The sequence below is a fragment of the Bacteroides mucinivorans genome (genome assembly GCF_034654355.2).
GTDB classification, from domain to species: Bacteria; Bacteroidota; Bacteroidia; order Bacteroidales; family Bacteroidaceae; genus Bacteroides; species Bacteroides nordii.
In genome coordinates, this window is record NZ_CP178179.1 from 1 (window position 1) to 17,835 (window position 17,835).

Annotated in this window: 13 protein-coding genes; 6 read left to right on the plus strand and 7 right to left on the minus strand. The window is 35.7% G+C overall.

Annotated elements, in window-relative coordinates; translation table 11 throughout:
* Positions 1-388 precede the first annotated feature (388 nt).
* Both nadA and VCM39_RS00010 read left to right on the plus strand, forming a co-directional pair.
* A complete protein-coding gene (gene nadA / locus VCM39_RS00005) occupies positions 389-1,327 on the plus strand; it encodes a quinolinate synthase NadA (protein ID WP_002558459.1) in 939 nt (312 codons plus the stop codon).
* 35 nt (positions 1,328-1,362) lie between these two features.
* Positions 1,363-3,801 (plus strand): CotH kinase family protein, encoded by a 2,439-nt coding sequence (locus VCM39_RS00010; RefSeq protein WP_320997036.1) that lies wholly within the window; start codon positions 1,363-1,365, stop codon positions 3,799-3,801.
* A gap of 80 nt (positions 3,802-3,881) precedes the next feature.
* Here the strand turns inward: VCM39_RS00010 and VCM39_RS00015 are convergent, their stop codons facing one another.
* From VCM39_RS00015 to leuS, 6 genes are all read right to left on the minus strand, one after another.
* On the minus strand, positions 3,882-4,919 hold the full coding sequence (locus tag VCM39_RS00015) for an acyltransferase family protein (protein WP_195350910.1): 1,038 nt from the start codon (positions 4,917-4,919) through the stop codon (positions 3,882-3,884).
* On the minus strand, positions 4,916-7,222 hold the full coding sequence (locus tag VCM39_RS00020) for a two-component regulator propeller domain-containing protein (protein WP_025866626.1): 2,307 nt from the start codon (positions 7,220-7,222) through the stop codon (positions 4,916-4,918). Before VCM39_RS00020 ends, VCM39_RS00015 begins: the two co-directional genes overlap by 4 nt.
* An 83-nt stretch (positions 7,223-7,305) precedes the next feature.
* The gene (locus VCM39_RS00025; protein ID WP_025866625.1) at positions 7,306-7,890 is read right to left on the minus strand and encodes a non-canonical purine NTP diphosphatase; all 585 of its coding nucleotides are present in this window, start codon (positions 7,888-7,890) and stop codon (positions 7,306-7,308) included.
* Complete coding sequence (locus VCM39_RS00030; RefSeq protein ID WP_195350912.1) at positions 7,887-9,377, minus strand: DUF6056 family protein; 1,491 nt, start codon at positions 9,375-9,377, stop codon at positions 7,887-7,889. Before VCM39_RS00030 ends, VCM39_RS00025 begins: the two co-directional genes overlap by 4 nt.
* Positions 9,378-9,669: 292 nt before the next feature.
* Positions 9,670-10,566: a YitT family protein gene (locus VCM39_RS00035; RefSeq protein WP_007483037.1), complete on the minus strand. Its 897-nt coding sequence runs from the start codon at positions 10,564-10,566 to the stop codon at positions 9,670-9,672.
* 12 nt (positions 10,567-10,578) lie between these two features.
* A complete protein-coding gene (leuS, locus tag VCM39_RS00040; protein ID WP_322932309.1) occupies positions 10,579-13,410 on the minus strand; it encodes a leucine--tRNA ligase in 2,832 nt (943 codons plus the stop codon).
* A gap of 584 nt (positions 13,411-13,994) precedes the next feature.
* On the opposite strand from leuS, the gene VCM39_RS00045 reads away from it, so the two are divergent.
* Positions 13,995-14,414, plus strand: coding sequence for a DUF3836 domain-containing protein (locus VCM39_RS00045; RefSeq protein ID WP_007483035.1), 420 nt, complete (start codon positions 13,995-13,997; stop codon positions 14,412-14,414).
* 85 nt (positions 14,415-14,499) lie between these two features.
* Here the strand turns inward: VCM39_RS00045 and VCM39_RS00050 are convergent, their stop codons facing one another.
* Positions 14,500-14,991 (minus strand): DUF3836 domain-containing protein, encoded by a 492-nt coding sequence (locus VCM39_RS00050; RefSeq protein WP_122201495.1) that lies wholly within the window; start codon positions 14,989-14,991, stop codon positions 14,500-14,502.
* Positions 14,992-15,407: 416 nt separating this feature from the next.
* Between VCM39_RS00050 and VCM39_RS00055 the strand changes: the two genes are divergently transcribed.
* Genes VCM39_RS00055 through VCM39_RS00065 form a run of 3 tightly spaced genes read left to right on the plus strand, consistent with a single transcriptional unit; the run spans position 15,408 to position 17,818 of the window.
* Positions 15,408-16,124: a hypothetical protein gene (locus VCM39_RS00055; protein WP_155921496.1), complete on the plus strand. Its 717-nt coding sequence runs from the start codon at positions 15,408-15,410 to the stop codon at positions 16,122-16,124.
* A 31-nt stretch (positions 16,125-16,155) separates the two neighbouring features.
* The gene (locus tag VCM39_RS00060; RefSeq protein WP_322932310.1) at positions 16,156-17,001 is read left to right on the plus strand and encodes a hypothetical protein; all 846 of its coding nucleotides are present in this window, start codon (positions 16,156-16,158) and stop codon (positions 16,999-17,001) included.
* The gene (locus VCM39_RS00065) at positions 16,961-17,818 is read left to right on the plus strand and encodes a hypothetical protein (protein WP_322932311.1); all 858 of its coding nucleotides are present in this window, start codon (positions 16,961-16,963) and stop codon (positions 17,816-17,818) included. Before VCM39_RS00060 ends, VCM39_RS00065 begins: the two co-directional genes overlap by 41 nt.
* Positions 17,819-17,835: the final 17 nt, after the last annotated feature.

The following is a 17,835-nucleotide window of genomic DNA, read 5'->3' on the forward strand; positions in this document are numbered from 1 at the left end:
CTGTCAAAACTTAAAGCAAAGATTTTGAAAACTAACTCTTGCATTATTCAGAAGAAGGTATAAGGAAGACTTATAATGAACAATACAAAAAAGTTAATATAAACTTTCAATGCATTCTTAAACATATTTTTCAGCACTTATTACCCTGTTTATATCCATAAAGTTTTTAACTTTGCACTTTATCAACAAGGTGTTAATACAAATTGAGAGATAGCTTATTATCAGCCAATAGCCTCTTTTCAGTCCGTTCATAATATACTGATAACTGTGTATTGGAGACTAATAACTTATCTGACAAGAAAAACAGCTTTTATTTGCTAACACTATTAACAGCCTATTATCACTAACAAAGGATTTTTCTTTAAAAAGGAGAGAAAATAAAATTATTATGAATGAACTCATAAAAGCTATTAACGAGCTGAAAAAAGAAAAGAATGCAGTTATTCTGGGTCACTACTACCAGAAGGGTGAGATACAAGATATCGCCGACTATGTAGGCGACAGTCTGGCATTGGCTCAATGGGCTGCCAAAACAAAAGCGGATATCATTGTGATGTGCGGTGTTCATTTTATGGGTGAAACGGCAAAGGTGCTCTGTCCTGAAAAGAAGGTATTAGTGCCTGATATGAATGCAGGTTGTTCATTGGCCGATAGTTGTCCGGCAGATCAGTTTGCACAGTTTGTCAAAGAGCATCCCGGATATACGGTGATATCCTATGTCAATACAACGGCTGCTGTGAAAGCTGTAACCGATGTAGTGGTAACTTCTACCAATGCAAAGCAAATAGTAGAAAGCTTTCCCAAAGATGAGAAAATAATTTTTGGTCCGGACCGCAATCTTGGAAATTATATCAACTCAGTTACGAACCGGCAGATGTTATTGTGGGATGGTGCCTGTCATGTGCATGAGCAGTTTTCGGTAGAAAAGATTCTGGAGCTGAAAACACAATATCCTGATGCCATCGTACTTGCGCATCCTGAATGTAAGAGTACAGTATTGAAACTGGCAGACGTTGTAGGTTCTACAGCTGCCTTATTGAAATATGCTGTTAACAGCAGTGAACAACGATTCATTGTAGCTACCGAATCGGGTATTCTTCATGAGATGCAGAAGAAATGCCCGGAAAAGACGTTTATTCCCGCTCCACCGAATGATAGTACCTGTGCATGTAACGAGTGTAGCTTTATGAGACTAAATACGCTGGAGAAGCTCTATGAGTGTCTGAAGAATGAGTCACCGGAAATACTGGTTGATCCGGAAATAGCAGAAAAGGCGGTAAAGCCGATAAAGCGGATGTTGGAGATTTCGGAGAAATTAGGATTGTGACAATGAGTTGATCTTAAATACTAATACTAAAAAATATGACACACATAAACATTTTCAGATATCATTTTCGAATGATATTGTTGTTCTGTATTTCTATGTGCGCTTGTACAGATTTAACGGATGTAGAAAACGATGTAAAAGAATTGCAAAAAACAGTAAACGATTTACAAGAAGCGGTATCTGCCTTGCAATTGGCTTATCAAAATGGAAAAGTGATTGAATCAGTTCAACCTTTGAATGACAACTCAGAAACTGGTTGGGATATTACTTTTTCAGATGGAAGTTCTATTCGATTAAAAAATGGTAAAGATGGGGAGAATGGAGAAAATGGTATAACTCCTTATCTGATGATTGATGTAGAGGGATACTGGTGTGTTTCCTACGATGGTGGTCATACTTTTGATAAAATATCAGATAAAAATGGAAATTTTTTTCTTTCCGAAGGTCAGGAAGGAATATCCATACGTGTAGTTATCAATGAAAATGGTTATTATGCTTATGAAACGTATTATGTCTCTGCTCCAGATGTCACATTAAGTACAATAGTTACTCCTTATACTTCTGATACTTCACATATTATTTCATCTATAGAAAAGAATGAAAAAAATGGTCTTATTACATTAGTAATGGCAGATAATACTTCTTTCACATTTAATTTAGATATTACTTATCCTACTGGCATTGTATTACTTACGAATAATTTATCTGTCGGAAAAAATTCTGTTTCTGTTTTTGAGTTTAGAGTTAATCCGTCTAATGCTGTATTTAGTCTGGATGTTAAAGATGCTCACCCTCAATTGGAATTAGATAAAATAGATATCAATACGCGTACTGATGCTCCTTCTTATGTTACTCCACCAATTAATTATAAGTTGATTAAAGTAGAACATTCTTTGAATGAAAAAGGAGAAATAAAAGTAGGGCAGTACAAAGCATATATACAGGATTTGGGAATAGCTTCTGATTATACGGAAGAAGTGATATTAGTACTTTCTACAAAAGATGGTACAGGAAACTCTATTCAATTATCATCTTCATTATTACATATATCTTCAGGTAGTGGAGGAAATTCTTTTCTATCATTTGGGGTTTCATCATCTGTAGTAGGTAAGTTTGATGCTTTGGGAATAAGTGGAAAAGATGTATCTGTTTGTGTTCCTTATGGAACTGATATTTCAAATTTGGTAGCTACATTTAATACGAATGGAGATAAGGTTTTTGTTGATGATGTAGAACAAATTAGTGGAGTTACAGTTAATGATTTTTCTACTCCGATAGTTTATCGAATTATTTCTAAACAAAATGTAGCTCAAGAGTATAAAGTAACTGTTTATAGTTTTGATCTTCCAGTAATATATGTCACTACACCGCAGCAAACTCCTATTTTGAGTAAAGATGATTGGGTGGAAGATGGAAATATATGTATTTGGATGACTAATGGAATAATTGGTGATTTGGGAGGAACAAGTGTAAAAGGGCGTGGTAACTCTACTTGGAGTTTTCCAAAAAAGCCTTATGCCATAAAATTAGATAAAAAGGCAGAAGTATTGGGTATGCCTAAACATAAACGTTGGGTATTATTGGCGAATTGGATAGACAGAACATTAATGCGTAACCATATTGCTTTTACGATAGCAAAGAATACAGAAAGTTTGGGTTGGACACCACGGGGAGAATTTGTAGAACTTATATTAAATGGTAAACATCTTGGTAATTATTATTTATGTGAACAGATAAAGATCGATAAAAACAGAGTTAATATTGCGGAAATAGAATCGACGGATATAGATGAAGATGCAATAACGGGAGGTTATTTATTAGAAATGGATATTAATTATGATGAGGTTAATAAGTTTCATACTGATATTCGTAATCTACCAGTTAATATTAAAGAACCGGATGAAGATGTACTTGTTGATAAACAGTTTAATTATATTCAAAATTATATAAACCAAGTAGAAAGAGCTATATATGCTGATAATTTTTCTATAGATGGACATTCTTATACAGAATATATCGATGTGAATAGTTTCATAGATTGGTGGTTGGTACATGAATTGGCACATAATGGTGAACCCGGATGGCCTAAGAGTAGTTATATGCATAAAGATAAGAATGATAAACTAGTAGCTGGACCTGTTTGGGATTTTGATTATTGGACTTTCGTTCCTGAAGAAAGATTTTGTATGAAACATGGAATTTGGTATAGTCGTCTTTTTGAAGATCCTTATTTCGTAACACTTGTTAAGCAAAAATGGAATTCTTCTAAACAGGTTTTTGAATCAATAGTGTCAGAAATAGACAATACTGCTTTGAAGATAAAAAATTCGGAAAAGATTAACTATAAGATGTGGCCATCAATTGAAAATATAAATGGAGATGCAGAAATGACATTTGAGGAATCAATAGCTCGTATGAAAAAAACTTATCAGGATCGTATCTCTTGGATGAATAAGGCTATAAATGACTTATAATTTTAGGGTGGTTCGTGCAAAAAATACGAGCCACCGATTCATTTCCTAATAAATAGTAAGTTATTAATGGGTTAGTCAATTCATATTTTGTGACCAGTGATAATAGGTTTTTCTATCAATTTCCAGGAAATTAGAGAAACTATTATGGTTAATAATAAAGATAGAATGAAAGATATATAAATAGTAGAATGAGGAGCTATATAATAAACTACGGCTTGTGTAATAGGAAAATGATATAAGTACATTCCGTAAGAGATATTATCATATTTTCTTAAGAAATTCAAGTATTTTAAACTGTATGCTAATCCAATAATTATTGTTGCTAAAGCTAATGGTTCTATGTAAGTCAATAAATAATAGGAATCTTGAAAATAATAAATAATAATAGCAATCGGAAATAAAAATTTAAGGTATTTAATAAAACAATCGAAATATAGTAAAATAAAAGTTCCTGAATAGAAATAAATAAGCTGACTACCAAATTGTTTTCTTACTAGTAAATAAAAATCATTATTTGTTTGTTCGTATAGTTTAGTAAAACAATACTCATAGATGATAGCAATTAGAAAGATTGCTATCATAATCCATAATTTGTTGTATCTTTTTAACATCCAAAATATAAAAGGAACACTAATATAAAACATAACTTCTACTTTCATAGTCCAGAGTGACCCGTTTATTGCTGTTATTGGATTTGACTCAAAAACACCAGGAAGAGTTGGTTGTAGAAAGTTGAGGAAACTAAGATTAGCTATGAGATATTTGTAAGTTTCACTACTACTGAGATAGTCTTTTAAACTTAATTGTGTCATAAAAATACCAGCTACTACACATAATATTATTACTGATATATAGGGTGGAAGAATACGTCTGATTCTTTTCTCTATATAGTATCTGATACTTTGTTTTTCAATGTGACTATAGAAGATAAGAAATCCACTGATGATAAAGAAAGCTCTTACTCCGGTAGCTCCTGAAATAAACCAAAATACTTTTATGTCATTCAGATAACAAAAGTGTACAATGATAATAGATATAGTAAAAAAGTATCTGATAAAATCAAAGCAATTACCTTTATTCAATAGTTCCTTTGATTGTTTGCTTAATAAATCTTTCATCGAATAATTACTATTTTTGTAGCAATGCCTTGTTTACCATCTTTGTCAGCAGCTAATACAAAATAAATTCCACTAGATACTTTATTACCTTGGAGATTACGTCCGTTCCAGGTAAATTGTCCTCCAACTGAAGTACCGGAATAAATTAGTTTTCCGCTTGTATTGGTTATTTTTACATTTGTATCTCTTACTAGTCCTGTTACTGTAATGACTCCGGTATAATCGGACTTTACCGGATTAGGATAGGCATAAGCATCTTCACTTAACTGTTCACCTCCTTCAGTTGCATCACTTTGATATGATATTAGTCCTTTACTTGTTCCTATAAAAACTTCGCCAGTACGTGGATGTATAGCAATAGAAGATATACTATTAGATAGTAATGGACTATTTTCAGCTGTAAAATGATGAATAGTTTCCATCCCATCTTCACTTAAAAGATAAACTCCTTCGTATTCTGTACCTATCCATTTTCTATTAGCACCATCTATTACTATTGTTTTTATTAAGGTATTAGTTAATAAAAAATCAGCTAAATTGGTACCATCATTTCTTGGTACTTTAATCTGTGTACAATAAAAATCATCATCAAATACTTTTGAAGGATTAGTAATAACAAGAGGTCCCTGACTAGTTCCAATCCAAATAGCTCCATCTTTATCTTCAGCTATACAATATATAGAGTAATTTAATATAGTTCCGTCTTGATTTGTAAATTTAGTCATAAATTTGTGTTGATCATCTAATGTATCTTCTAATGTTCCTTTATGATTTAGACAGAATAATCCTCCTCTGTCTTTATAAGTAGCAGCAGCCCATAACCAACCACGACGGTCAAACAAGGCATGTTCAAAGTTAGGAGGATTACCTATTTCAGCATAGCCCAAAGGAATCCATTTATTGTTCTTATCTAATATATGTATTTGATGATATGGTGTACAATTCAACATCCAGAGATTTTGATTATTATCATATACAAGTCCATTAACCCATACATATTCGTTTTTATGTTGACTGTCAGGAAGTGCTGATTCAAGTGTACTATTGTTTAGTCTATAGAGTTTTACAAACTTTTTGTCATAAAACTCATATAACCCTTCTCCAGTTGATGAAGCAAAATGATGTTTGTTATCTCTTGGATCTTCTGCTATTGAGGTTATGTTACGATAACGGGCTCCTGTTAATTCTGTTATGCCATCTTCTTGGAAATGATCCCAGGTATTATTTTCAAATGTCATAATAGTTCCTTTATTATTTAGTATTTGTGTTGTTAAACCACCTCCGGTTACAAACATACGTTCACCTTCAAATTTTATGAAATAAGGGAGATTTCTTATTGGGCTATTAGGTATAATATTAGATAAAATGGTTTTAAATGTTTTATCAGATTCATTTATTTTTAATCCTATAAGTCCATTCTCATATCCACCTGCCCAATAAACTCCATTATTGTAAGAAAGGTGAGCTATTTCAAATTCATTACTGCTAAAATAATTCTTATTGTTTATATCGTTAAAAATTACAGCTGAATTATTATTCGTTGCTATTAATTTATCAGCGTATATTTTCATAGAATTAAAATATCCACTACCTATCAGTGAATAACTATAATCTTGTTTGTTAATAAGATAAATTCCTTGTGGATTGATATATCCTATTAGATTATCATTATACATTGATAGATAGGTATATGAAGTATCAGATACTTTTTTCCAGTTACTAATATCTAATAGATTATCGGTTAATATTCCTGTGAATAAACCTTCATCAGTGGCGGCATATATTTTATTATCATCTACTGAACAGGCATTCACTTTTTTATTTAAAATATAAGCATTACTAATTTCTTTCTTCTTTAAGTTTAGTATAACCAATCCGAAAGAAGTTGATAAATAAGCGTATTCTTTGGCTAAATGAATATGATATATATCTTTGCTTTGTATATCCTTATTCATATAATCAGGAAGGTTGTATACATCCCGATTATTGACAAGAAGATCTATATTTTTATCAGAATATATAATAATCAATGTTTTATATTCTTTACTATAGGCTATGTGAGTAATTTCAGTATCAGTTAATGGATTGGCTTTTTCATAACATTGAATGCTTGTATCATCTGTATTATACGAGAATAATCCATTATTGCCTAGAGCATAAATTATTTCTCCTGCTGGTTCAGTATAAGTAACATTATGATAAGAGAGATGAGAACGCCAATTGCCAATAGCTTGTTGTTGGGCAAATATAGTTCCTATAGTCACGAAGATATAAATAAGAGTAAATATTGCTTTTTTCATCATACTATAATAAAATTAAACAAGCACATAGATTAGTATTTTGAGTTCTATGTGCTTGTGTTATAAATAACTAATTAATAGATTATTTATTGTATGTTTTGTATGAATTTGCAAAGTTTATCAATCGCTTGTGCACGATGGCTTATTTTATTTTTGATATCATTTCCTAATTCAGCAAATGTTTGATTGTATTCTTCCGGAACAAAAATAGGGTCATATCCGAATCCGGATGTACCTCTTTCCTTTTCAATAATATTCCCTCTTATGATTCCTTCAAAAAAATATTCTTTTCCATCCATGATAAGAGAAATAACTGTGCGGAATTGTGCTTTGCGATTATTTATTCCTTTGAGTTCAGTCAATAGTTTTTTCATATTGGCTTGCGAATCATGACTGTTACCGGCATAACGGGCAGAGTAAACTCCCGGAGCCCCATTTAATGCTTCTACTTCCAAGCCTGTATCATCAGCGAAGCAATTCATTTGATAATAGTCATATACGAATTTTGCTTTTAATAATGCATTTCCTTCCAATGTTTCTGCTGTTTCCGGGATATCAGAGTAACAATTGATATCCTTAAGACTTAATAAATCGAAAGTATTGGCTAATATATGAGATACCTCTTCCAATTTATGTAAGTTATTGGTGGCAAATACGAGTTTTTTCTTCATTCTTCAGTTCTGCTAAAGTTGTTTTTTCTTATTTCCTTCATAAATAGTTTCAAATATTCCATGTTTGAATATTCTAGCTTTGGCGTATCTTCAATATATATTTGGGGGCAGCAATTCCAATAGGTACGATAGGTTTCATTTTCCCATGAATCCTTATCACTACTTATATCTTTAAAATAAATGGTTTTTGGAATGGTTTCTATTCCCGGGATTTTTATAACTTTTTCCGTTGATTGGTTATCTTTTAAAAGAAGATGTCTTTTATTGAGTTCTAAATAATATTTTCGTGCTTTTCCGGTAATCAAATCAACGTATGAAGTCATTATATTCCCATCAATATTATAGACTGTGTTGAAAGTGAAAAAGAAGAAGAAAGCTAAATAGATAAATTGATAATATTTATTATTCTGAAGTGTGATAATCCCCGGATAACGATTGATTATCAATTGAGTCAAGTATAGCCAGCATAGTATAAAAAAGACATAGATAGCATTTGCCAATCTTCCTATGGCAACCGTTCCTAATCCCCAGGTTGGTGGTATATGCGTCAGAAAAAGTGTTATGATGAAAAATAGAAGAAAATGTTTTATTTTGATAGAAAACAGTAAATGAAGTTTTTCCGAAGTACTTTCTGATATTCTTTTTCCAAAAAGTGGAATGTAGATGATGGAAATCATTAAAAGTACCGATCCCCAGATTGGAAACCATGACAATGTTTGTAAGATAGAGCCGCCTATTGTCCATATAATATTATTAGAGCTGGTTTCACCCTGCATCCTTACTGCATTGCCTGGCGATAGTACAACAATTAGAGTACATATCGCTGCTACAACCCATAAAAGAAGAAAACTTCTATTCCACTTTTTGTTATGCTGCAACCGCCATTCTATGTTAATAAAAGCAAGTGTACAAAATAGAATAACAGTTGATATTTCATTACTACCTGCTATACAGATAACTAATAGTATATTTAATATAGTACGCAGAATCTGAGTAGATTTAAGTAAACTTCCAAATAGCCAAATTAATAAAATAGAAGGAAATGTATAAGCAGCATATCCCGAAAACCAATAAAACGATTGCGATATGCTGGGACATTGTATAATGTATACAATAAATAGAAGAGCTGTCAGAGCAATTTTTTCACGCTTATTTAGTGTCTTTGAGGATAAGGTAGATACTAAATAATACATAGCGAATAAAAACACACAAAGTAATATGATAGTATATATCTTATATGCTTCTAAAGAGTGATATATAAGCGGGTTGAGACGCGAAATGAATGTAGCGAAATATCTTCCGGAAAAATTAAGGTAAGTATCAATACCTGCATAAATAAAATTGGTGCTGCTATCTCTTAAAGCGTAATTATAATCATCATTACAGGGTTGAGTGTAAATAGAGAGAATTATGAGAGGAATCAATGCACTAATACCAATAAGAATCAGTGTATTTTCTATCCATTTCTTTTCAAACTTAAAATACATAGTAGTAAATTTTTGTATAGTTGCAAATATACATGATAATTTTCGAATATTGATATATTAGAAGAATAACAACCACTTATTATTCTAATTTTGATTGCATACGATGTTCTATATTAGGAAGTGTATTTACCAAATTCCCAAGTATAGTCTTCTATATATTGGAAAGACAGAGATTAGTGGTGGATTGACTGTTTATGATAGTTCATTGGCTAATCCTCTTGTAATAGAATACCGATCGTACTGCTTAATACAAATACGACCGGCATTTATTTTGAAAAGATATAAGTTGCTTCTATTTTACCTTCAGCCTGTCAAATCCCTCTCCGTATACTCCAATGACGGAACTTTGAGAGATAAACGCATTTGGATCTATATCCTTTACCAACCGGAATATCTCAACCGACTGACGTTTGTAGGCAAGTACTACAAGCACTTTTACATTGTGCTTGCTATACCATCCTATACCATCGAGTACGGTCACTCCGCGGTGGGTCTCTTTGGTTATACGGTCGGCAATCTTTTCGTAGTCTTTAGAGAAAATAAAGAACTGTACGGATTGACGGGCGCTATTTACAATATAGTCCAGAACGAAACCGATGATAAGCAACGTTACGAAGCCGAATATCACTCTTCGCCAGTCATTGAAAATGAAATAACAAGAACTGATGATGACAACGTCACAGATCATGATCATGCGTCCTAAGGTGACATCTTTGTATTTGTTGACGATAGCGGCAATGATATCCGTACCGCCGGTGCTTCCGTTACAGTTGAATACTACGCCTAAACCTATACCACACATCGCTGCTCCGATCAGGCAGGCCATGAAGTCTTGTCCTTCACCCAATACTTTGGGAGGAACGCCGTCCGCCCCGTTTACCACTAATTGCAGAAACCATAGCAAAAACGTAAGCATAAAGATGGCATACGTGGTTTTGATGCTGAACTTCGGACCAAGTATCTTGATAGCAAAGGTCATCAGTACGGCATTGATGATGAAATACGACCATTGGATGGGAAATCCAGTGGCATAATAGATGATGGCACCAATACCTGTTGTACCCCCGGTGGTAATCTGATACGGGATCAGAAAAGCAGCCCATCCGAGGGCATAACTGAACAATCCGAGTGTGATGAAGATGTAATCTCTGGCTTCCCGCATCACTTCAGCTTTTGTAGGTTTATACATATAGATTTTATTTTAAATCACAACGTTTACAATCTTCTTCGGCACTACAATTACCTTTTTCGGAGTTTTACCTTCCGTCCACTTCTGAGAACGTTCGTCCGCCAATACTTCCGCCTGGATAGCATCACTGGCAGCATCTGCCGGAAACTCCATAGTAAAACGGGCTTTACCGTTGAAAGAGATGGTGTAGTTTACTACGTCTTCCTTCAGGTATTCTTCGTTGAAAGCAGGCCATTGGGCATCGCAGACAGAGGTTGTATTTCCCAATGTATCCCATAGCTCTTCGCATACGTGCGGAGCGAAGGGAGTAAGGACGATTACCAATTTCTCCAATATCTCTTTCTTGCTACATTTCAGTGTACTGAGTTCATTTACACAGATCATGAATGCGCTTACTGAAGTATTATAAGAGAATTGCTCGATGTCACTCGTCACTTTCTTAATCAGTTTGTGCAATGACTTCAACTCTTCTTTGGTAGCCGGTTCGTCTGTTACGATATACTCGTCATTACGGTTATAGAACAGTGCCCAGAATTTACGGATAAAGCGGTGCACACCGTCAATACCGTTTGTATCCCACGGTTTGGCTTGTTCTACCGGGCCGAGGAACATTTCGTACATGCGGAGTGTATCGGCACCGTATTTCTCTACAATCATATCCGGGTTCACAACGTTGAACATTGATTTACTCATCTTTTCAACTGCCCAGCCACAGATATATTTGCCGTCTTCAAGAATGAATTCTGCCGTTTCAAATTCAGGACGCCATGCTTTGAAAGCTTCCAGATCGAGAATATCATTGGATACGATGTTTACATCTACATGGATAGGGGTGACATCGTACTGATCTTTCAGGTTCAGAGAAACGAACGTATTGGTATTCTTGATGCGGTATACAAAGTTACTGCGTCCTTGTATCATTCCCTGGTTTACGAGTTTCTGGAACGGTTCTTCCATTACAGAAACATTGAGGTCATACAGGAATTTATTCCAGAAACGAGAGTAAATCAGGTGTCCGGTTGCATGTTCCGTACCGCCTACATAGAGATCAACGTTCTTCCAGTACTGGCAGATAGCGGGATCAACAAGTGCCTGGGTATTGCGCGGGTCCATATAGCGGAGGTAGTATGCAGAAGAACCTGCAAAGCCCGGCATTGTGTTGAGTTCGAGCGGGAAGATCGATATATTATCTATCTTGTCGTTTTCGGTTATGCACTTGTTTACAGTGTCCCATGCCCATTTGGTAGCATGTCCCAATGGAGGTTCACCGGTTTCGGTAGGCAGGAATTTGTCAACTTCCGGCAATTCGAGCGGCAGACAGGCTTCGTCAATCATATAGGGCATACCGTCTTTGTAGTAAACCGGGAAGGGTTCACCCCAATAACGTTGGCGCGAGAAAATGGCGTCGCGCAAGCGGAAGTTAACTTTTACCCGTCCCAGTCCGGAAGTTTGGATATATTCTTTTGTTTTGGCAATGGCTTCTTTTACGGTCAGACCATTCAATACCAGTCCACCTTCGGGAGCACCCGGACGTGGAGAGTTCATCATGATACCTTCTTTGGCATCGAAGCTTTCTTCACTGACATCACAACCTTCGATCAGCGGACGGATTTCAAGGCCGAAGTGTTTGGCAAACGCATAGTCACGACTGTCATGTGCAGGTACGGCCATGATAGCTCCCGTGCCATAACCTGCCAATACATAATCACTGATCCATACGGGGATAGCTTCGTTTGTCAGCGGGTTGATGGCATAGCTTCCGGAGAATACACCGCTTACACTGCGGTCGGCAATACGTTCACGTTCCGTACGCTTTTTGGTGCGTTCAAGGTAAGCATCTACTTCTGCTTGTTGTCCGGGAGTGGTGAGCTGTGCCACAAGTTCACTTTCGGGGGCAAGTACCATGAAGGTTACACCGAATACTGTATCGGCACGAGTGGTAAAAATGGTGAATTCAATATCAGAATCTTTCACTTTAAACTGCATTTCGGCACCTTCTGAACGGCCAATCCAATTGCGCTGAGTCTCTTTCAGAGAATCTGTCCATTCTACAGTATCCAGACCATCGAGCAGACGTTGGGCATAAGCAGATACACGGAGACACCACTGGCGCATTACCTTTTGGATAACCGGAAAACCACCGCGTTCGGAAACACCGTCTACAACTTCATCATTGGCAAGTACTGTTCCCAGATCCGGGCACCAGTTCACCATGGTGTTGCCCAGGTAAGCGATACGATAATTCATCAGGATTTCCTGCTGCTCTTTTTCACTTTTTGCTTTCCACTCGTCGGCAGTAAAGCTGAGTTCCTCACTACAAGCAACGTTCATACCTTCTGTTCCGTAGATTCCGAAAGCCTGGATAAGCTCTTCGATAGGGCGTGCCTGCTGTTCATCGTTACAATAATAGCTATTGAACATTTTCATAAACGCCCATTGTGTCCAATGATAATATTCCGGATCGCACGTACGTATTTCGCGGTTCCAGTCAAAAGAGAACCCTATTTTATCTAATTGCTCCCGATAGCGGTCGATATTCTTTATGGTTGTAATAGCAGGGTGTTGCCCTGTCTGGATAGCATACTGTTCGGCAGGCAGGCCGTATGCGTCATATCCCATAGGATTCAGTACATTGAAACCTTGCAGGCGTTTGTAGCGGGCGTAAATGTCCGAAGCAATATATCCCAGCGGATGTCCTACATGTAGTCCTGCTCCCGACGGATAGGGAAACATATTCAGCACATAGAATTTTTGTTTCGATTCATCTTCCTTCACCTGGTAGGTTTTACTTTCTACCCACCGTTTTTGCCACTTCTTTTCAATATCCCTGAAATTATATTCCATAGCGATAATCCTTTTGTTTATAGTGATTTATTATGTTATTTCATTAATTGGGAACAAATTTACGGGATTATTTTCAGATAACCACAAAGTTGCGTAAAAATCGGTGTGGAGTTGATGCAGTTGGAAGGGGGATTTGAGAGGTATGGGCATAAAAAAAGGAGCAACGCCTTGCTCCAACCTTTGTTAACCTTAAATCTAATACTATGAAAAACACATTGCAAAGATACGGACTTTAGCGAAATCTGCAAATTATCCAAGTAAAAAAGGATGTTATTAAACATACTTTAAGAAAGAAGTTCTTTTTATTAAGACCTGATAAGGATTTTGGAGGAATGAAGCTTTATCAGGTTATATTTATCTTCCTTCTTCCAATGTTATTTTTACGTTAACGGGCAAAATTAATCTCACTGTCCGGTTGTGAGCGGACAGCTGTTCGGAAATGAACGCTATCTGAAAAGTTATATCTATTGATAGTCAGGTTGTTATATCTTTGGCACGGCTATTGACTATCTATATGTGAAGGCGGTTGAGAAAAAACAGCAGCCACAAACCCAAAGAATAATAACAATAAAAAAATAACGATTATGAAAGCAAATGTATTTTTCAAAGCAGTGGTAATGGTAGCAGTGTTAATGGCAAGTGTAATGAGTGCTAATGCAGGTAATCCTGTTGACTATGTGAAAAATGATGAGATGAATGGTGAATTACTGGTAGCTAAGACTATCTTTAAAAATGAATCCGGTTATCTGTTCCGTCATCTTCGCTACACTTATACTTATGACAATGAAAACCGTGTAGTTTGTAAAGAAGCTGCAAAATGGGATAGTGTGAAAGAGGCTTGGACTCCTTATTTCAAACTTGATATCACTTACAATACCAATGAGGTTGAAATGAATTATGCTCTTTGGAATGCCGGAAGTCGTACTTTCGATAAGAATATGGAAAAGAGTACTTATGCACTGAATCATGACAATATTGTTCGCCTTCTGGCCAGTACAAAATAAGATCAGCAGGTATTAAAATGGCAGGGCTGCGAGATGTAAAGTCTTGCAGCCCTGTTGCTTTTGTCAGAGTTATTGTAAAGAGAGATTATTTGTTAGCAAACAAACCGTCATTTCCATTCAGGATCGTATGTTCGGTAGCCAGATTCCAGTTGTTTTCTTTTTTATTCCATTCGTAGCTCTGGTAGTTGAGTATCTGTCCGGAATCTCTGGTCTGATAGACAGCTTTCGATTTTATATCTGAGTAAGAATCCGTCTTAGCATCCCATGCTGCGTATTCGATACTATTCTCCTGAGGGTCATGTGTGAAATTCAGGCAGTATTGCTTTTCAAATACCTGCATAATCTCACTCCATTTCAATACTTCTTTTTTCGAAACGCTTCCATCAGCATTATACGTATAGTTATATTTCAGATGCGGATGCAGGTATTTACCGTTTTCTACTGTATATACGGTCTGACTTTCCACTTGTTCTCCGTTTGTTGTGGTGTTGTAAGCAAATTCGGGGAGATTGTTGCCACTTACTGTATTCAATACGAATGTCATTGCAATTACTACTGATAATACTAAAGTTTTCATACTATTACTGTTTTATGGGTTTATACTTTTATTTGTTTCTTTCGATGTTGCAAAGATAGAGGGTGGCTTAATCATAGTATGTTATTGCAACGTTATCTTTACGTTAATAAATATCCGGTGGGGTTAATGAGGAAAAAGCATAGAAATTTGCCTATTCTTGATAAATTGTATTGAAGGATTATTCTCCAATTAATCTTGTGTAAATACTCCCCGGTTTTGTGGATTAATTCTACATTCTTATTCATTGGCGTTAATCTAAATTGCTATCAATCTGTTTTTTATATTTTTGGTCTTTTTTTTGTATGTAAATCAGAAATATTCGAATTAAAATTATAACAATGAAACATTTTTATTTTTTATGCATGTTCTTTGGGATTATATGTATATTCAGTAGTTGCTCAAAGGAAGAGGAGCCGATGAAAGTTGAACCGCGTATATTATTAAATAAAACGGATAGTCTGGTAATGCTGGATGTGTACGATAAAACCGGAGGAGGAGTCTACTGGGGAAAAACCTGGGACCGAGGTGATTATAATACCTGGACTGATGTTAAGACGGAAGAAATAAATGGGGAATATCGTATCGTAAATATTCAGATTTCTCCTTCTGCTGTTGGAAGTCTGCCAGCTACCATCGGACAGCTGGCAGAACTACGCATCTTATATTTGAATGGAAATATTGTAGGAGGATTGCCAGCTACTATTGCAAACCTCACGAAATTAGAGATTCTGAGTGTTACTGCCACAGCGTTGGGAGGTGAAATACCCAAAGAAATAGGAGAAGTTAAGAGACTGAAGCGTTTATATTTGATTAATAACGGTATGACGGGAGAGATACCTGTGGAATTGGGGCAGCTTTCCGGTCTTATGTTGATAGATTTAAGCCATAACCACTTCTATGGCACTGTTCCACTGACTCTTTTAGAAAATCCAAATAGAGGAGTTACTTTGAATTACAATGATTTAACCGTGTTGCCATGGGATTGTTGGTTGGATGCCAAATATAATATCCCAAGCGTACAATTCAATAGATTGTCAGGCAAAGTACCTGAGAATGTACGGAATACTGAAAGATGGAAAGATTATAAATGGTTAGTTGGCACTCAACAAGAAGGCTACGGATACATTGAATAAATAAAAATTGTAGAACTAAAAATGAATACTTATGATTAAAAAACTGTTTGGAATAGCATTATTTACTTTTGTGATTAGTGCATGTAGTAGTGTCGAAGATTCTTTGTTGGAAACACCTGTGGGCCCGATAGAAGAACCGGGATTAATTGCGTATCCGAGGAAAAACAATTTGGGTAATATGACAAGAAGCGAATCGATGGCTTCAGATTGGGAAAATTGGAAAACTGTTATTTTAGCTTCCGGAGTATCAGTAGCTCCTCCTTGGGCGGAGATTAGTTCATCAGATATTCCGGAGGAAATTCGTAAAGACATTAAAGTTACGGATGGTTGGGATTTGATTGTTCATACTGTAAATGGCCATGGCGAACGGGGATTAAACTATCTTATTTTCCATAATAAATTTACAGGAATATTGAAGGCTTTTTACTATTTGGAACAAAGTGTAGCGCAGCTTCAGAATACGGCAATCTGGAAAATACATTTTGAATCTCCTCAATCCTTATTGGCATTTGCTTCTGATTATGCGGGAGACGCAACAAAAGATAGTCCGTCCGATCTTTATCTCGGCAACATTACTAACAACTCTGCAAAGGGATATTCTGTCGGCTGGAATTGTTTTCAATTTGAGTTAGCCTATGATCCTGATTTTTTGACGGGAAGTTTACAGTTTATTCCGGAATCTATGACAACTGCGAATATAACTTTAGAAGGTGATTTCGAATCAGAAACGAGTGGGTTGATTATATCTATCACAAATTCCAATCCATTGAGCGGAGCGGTAGAAGGTGTTGCCAAAATGGGAGGAAGCGCGGCAGAGAAATGGGTAGCGAAGCAGGTTGTCGACGGAGCTTTTAAAAAAAAACGGTTCACTTCTTGAAGGTGGAGTAAAAGGTATTGTAAAAACAGGAGTAAGCAAACTATTAGGTTCTTTCATAGGAGGTTTTAATTCTGCTAAAGAAACAACTCAGCAGGTTCAGTTAAAGACAAATGGAACTGTCAAATTGAAAGGTAATATAACCAGTATGCAATCGGGAATGTTGGCTCCGATCTCTTTCTCCATATCAAAAGAGAATGTAGGGACATTGGGCGCATGGGGAGCAGTGAAAAAACCTGTTATTTATCTGCATCCATTAGCTACCTATGAAGAGAAAGATGAACCAAATGAGTTTTCATATATATACGAGTTAGAAGGTTTGAATGGGGCTGATATACAAACAGTTATCAATCCGGAACTATTACCATATGTGACAAGTTATAAATTTAATTATGATGTGTATCAGGATAGTGGTGTATCGGTATGGCATGCATTGGGAAATGACTTAGGAAATAATTTTGAATTTGAAATAAGTTCTCCATATAATTTATACAAAAATATTTATTCTATAACATCATCTTGCAGAGTACCTATTATGTATAAGAATTTTGCGGGAGAGCTTTTGCCTCCGTATGGAACTCCGGCCCCTTATGCAGTTTACCTTCCCGATGCTCCGTTGGGGGGAGGATCGCTTGGTTTTAATAGAACATTTGATCTGACTTCGCATTTTATAGTGGTTGTTACCTTAACCCTTGAAACAAATATAAATGGCGTACAGAGTACTGTAGTAAATAATCAGACCTTTATTCCTGATGTGAAATGGAATCCTACATTATTAGAATCAGCAAAAGGGAAATATTACCCTCATGTAGATAAATAATGGTTTAAACTTTTAAT

Excerpts from the sequence above, each read along its gene's own strand:
- nadA (WP_002558459.1), top strand. The coding sequence starts at position 389 with ATGAATGAACTCATAAAAGCTATTAACGAGCTGAAAAAAGAAAAGAAT.
- VCM39_RS00035 (WP_007483037.1), bottom strand. The coding sequence starts at position 10,566 with ATGTATAAACCTACAAAAGCTGAAGTGATGCGGGAAGCCAGAGATTAC.
- leuS (WP_322932309.1), bottom strand. The coding sequence starts at position 13,410 with ATGGAATATAATTTCAGGGATATTGAAAAGAAGTGGCAAAAACGGTGG.
- VCM39_RS00055 (WP_155921496.1), top strand. The coding sequence starts at position 15,408 with ATGAAAGTTGAACCGCGTATATTATTAAATAAAACGGATAGTCTGGTA.
- VCM39_RS00050 (WP_122201495.1), bottom strand. The coding sequence starts at position 14,991 with ATGAAAACTTTAGTATTATCAGTAGTAATTGCAATGACATTCGTATTG.
- VCM39_RS00060 (WP_322932310.1), top strand. The coding sequence starts at position 16,156 with ATGATTAAAAAACTGTTTGGAATAGCATTATTTACTTTTGTGATTAGT.
- VCM39_RS00025 (WP_025866625.1), bottom strand. The coding sequence starts at position 7,890 with ATGAAGAAAAAACTCGTATTTGCCACCAATAACTTACATAAATTGGAA.
- VCM39_RS00020 (WP_025866626.1), bottom strand. The coding sequence starts at position 7,222 with ATGATGAAAAAAGCAATATTTACTCTTATTTATATCTTCGTGACTATA.
- VCM39_RS00010 (WP_320997036.1), top strand. The coding sequence starts at position 1,363 with ATGACACACATAAACATTTTCAGATATCATTTTCGAATGATATTGTTG.
- VCM39_RS00045 (WP_007483035.1), top strand. The coding sequence starts at position 13,995 with ATGAAAGCAAATGTATTTTTCAAAGCAGTGGTAATGGTAGCAGTGTTA.
- VCM39_RS00030 (WP_195350912.1), bottom strand. The coding sequence starts at position 9,377 with ATGTATTTTAAGTTTGAAAAGAAATGGATAGAAAATACACTGATTCTT.
- VCM39_RS00015 (WP_195350910.1), bottom strand. The coding sequence starts at position 4,919 with ATGAAAGATTTATTAAGCAAACAATCAAAGGAACTATTGAATAAAGGT.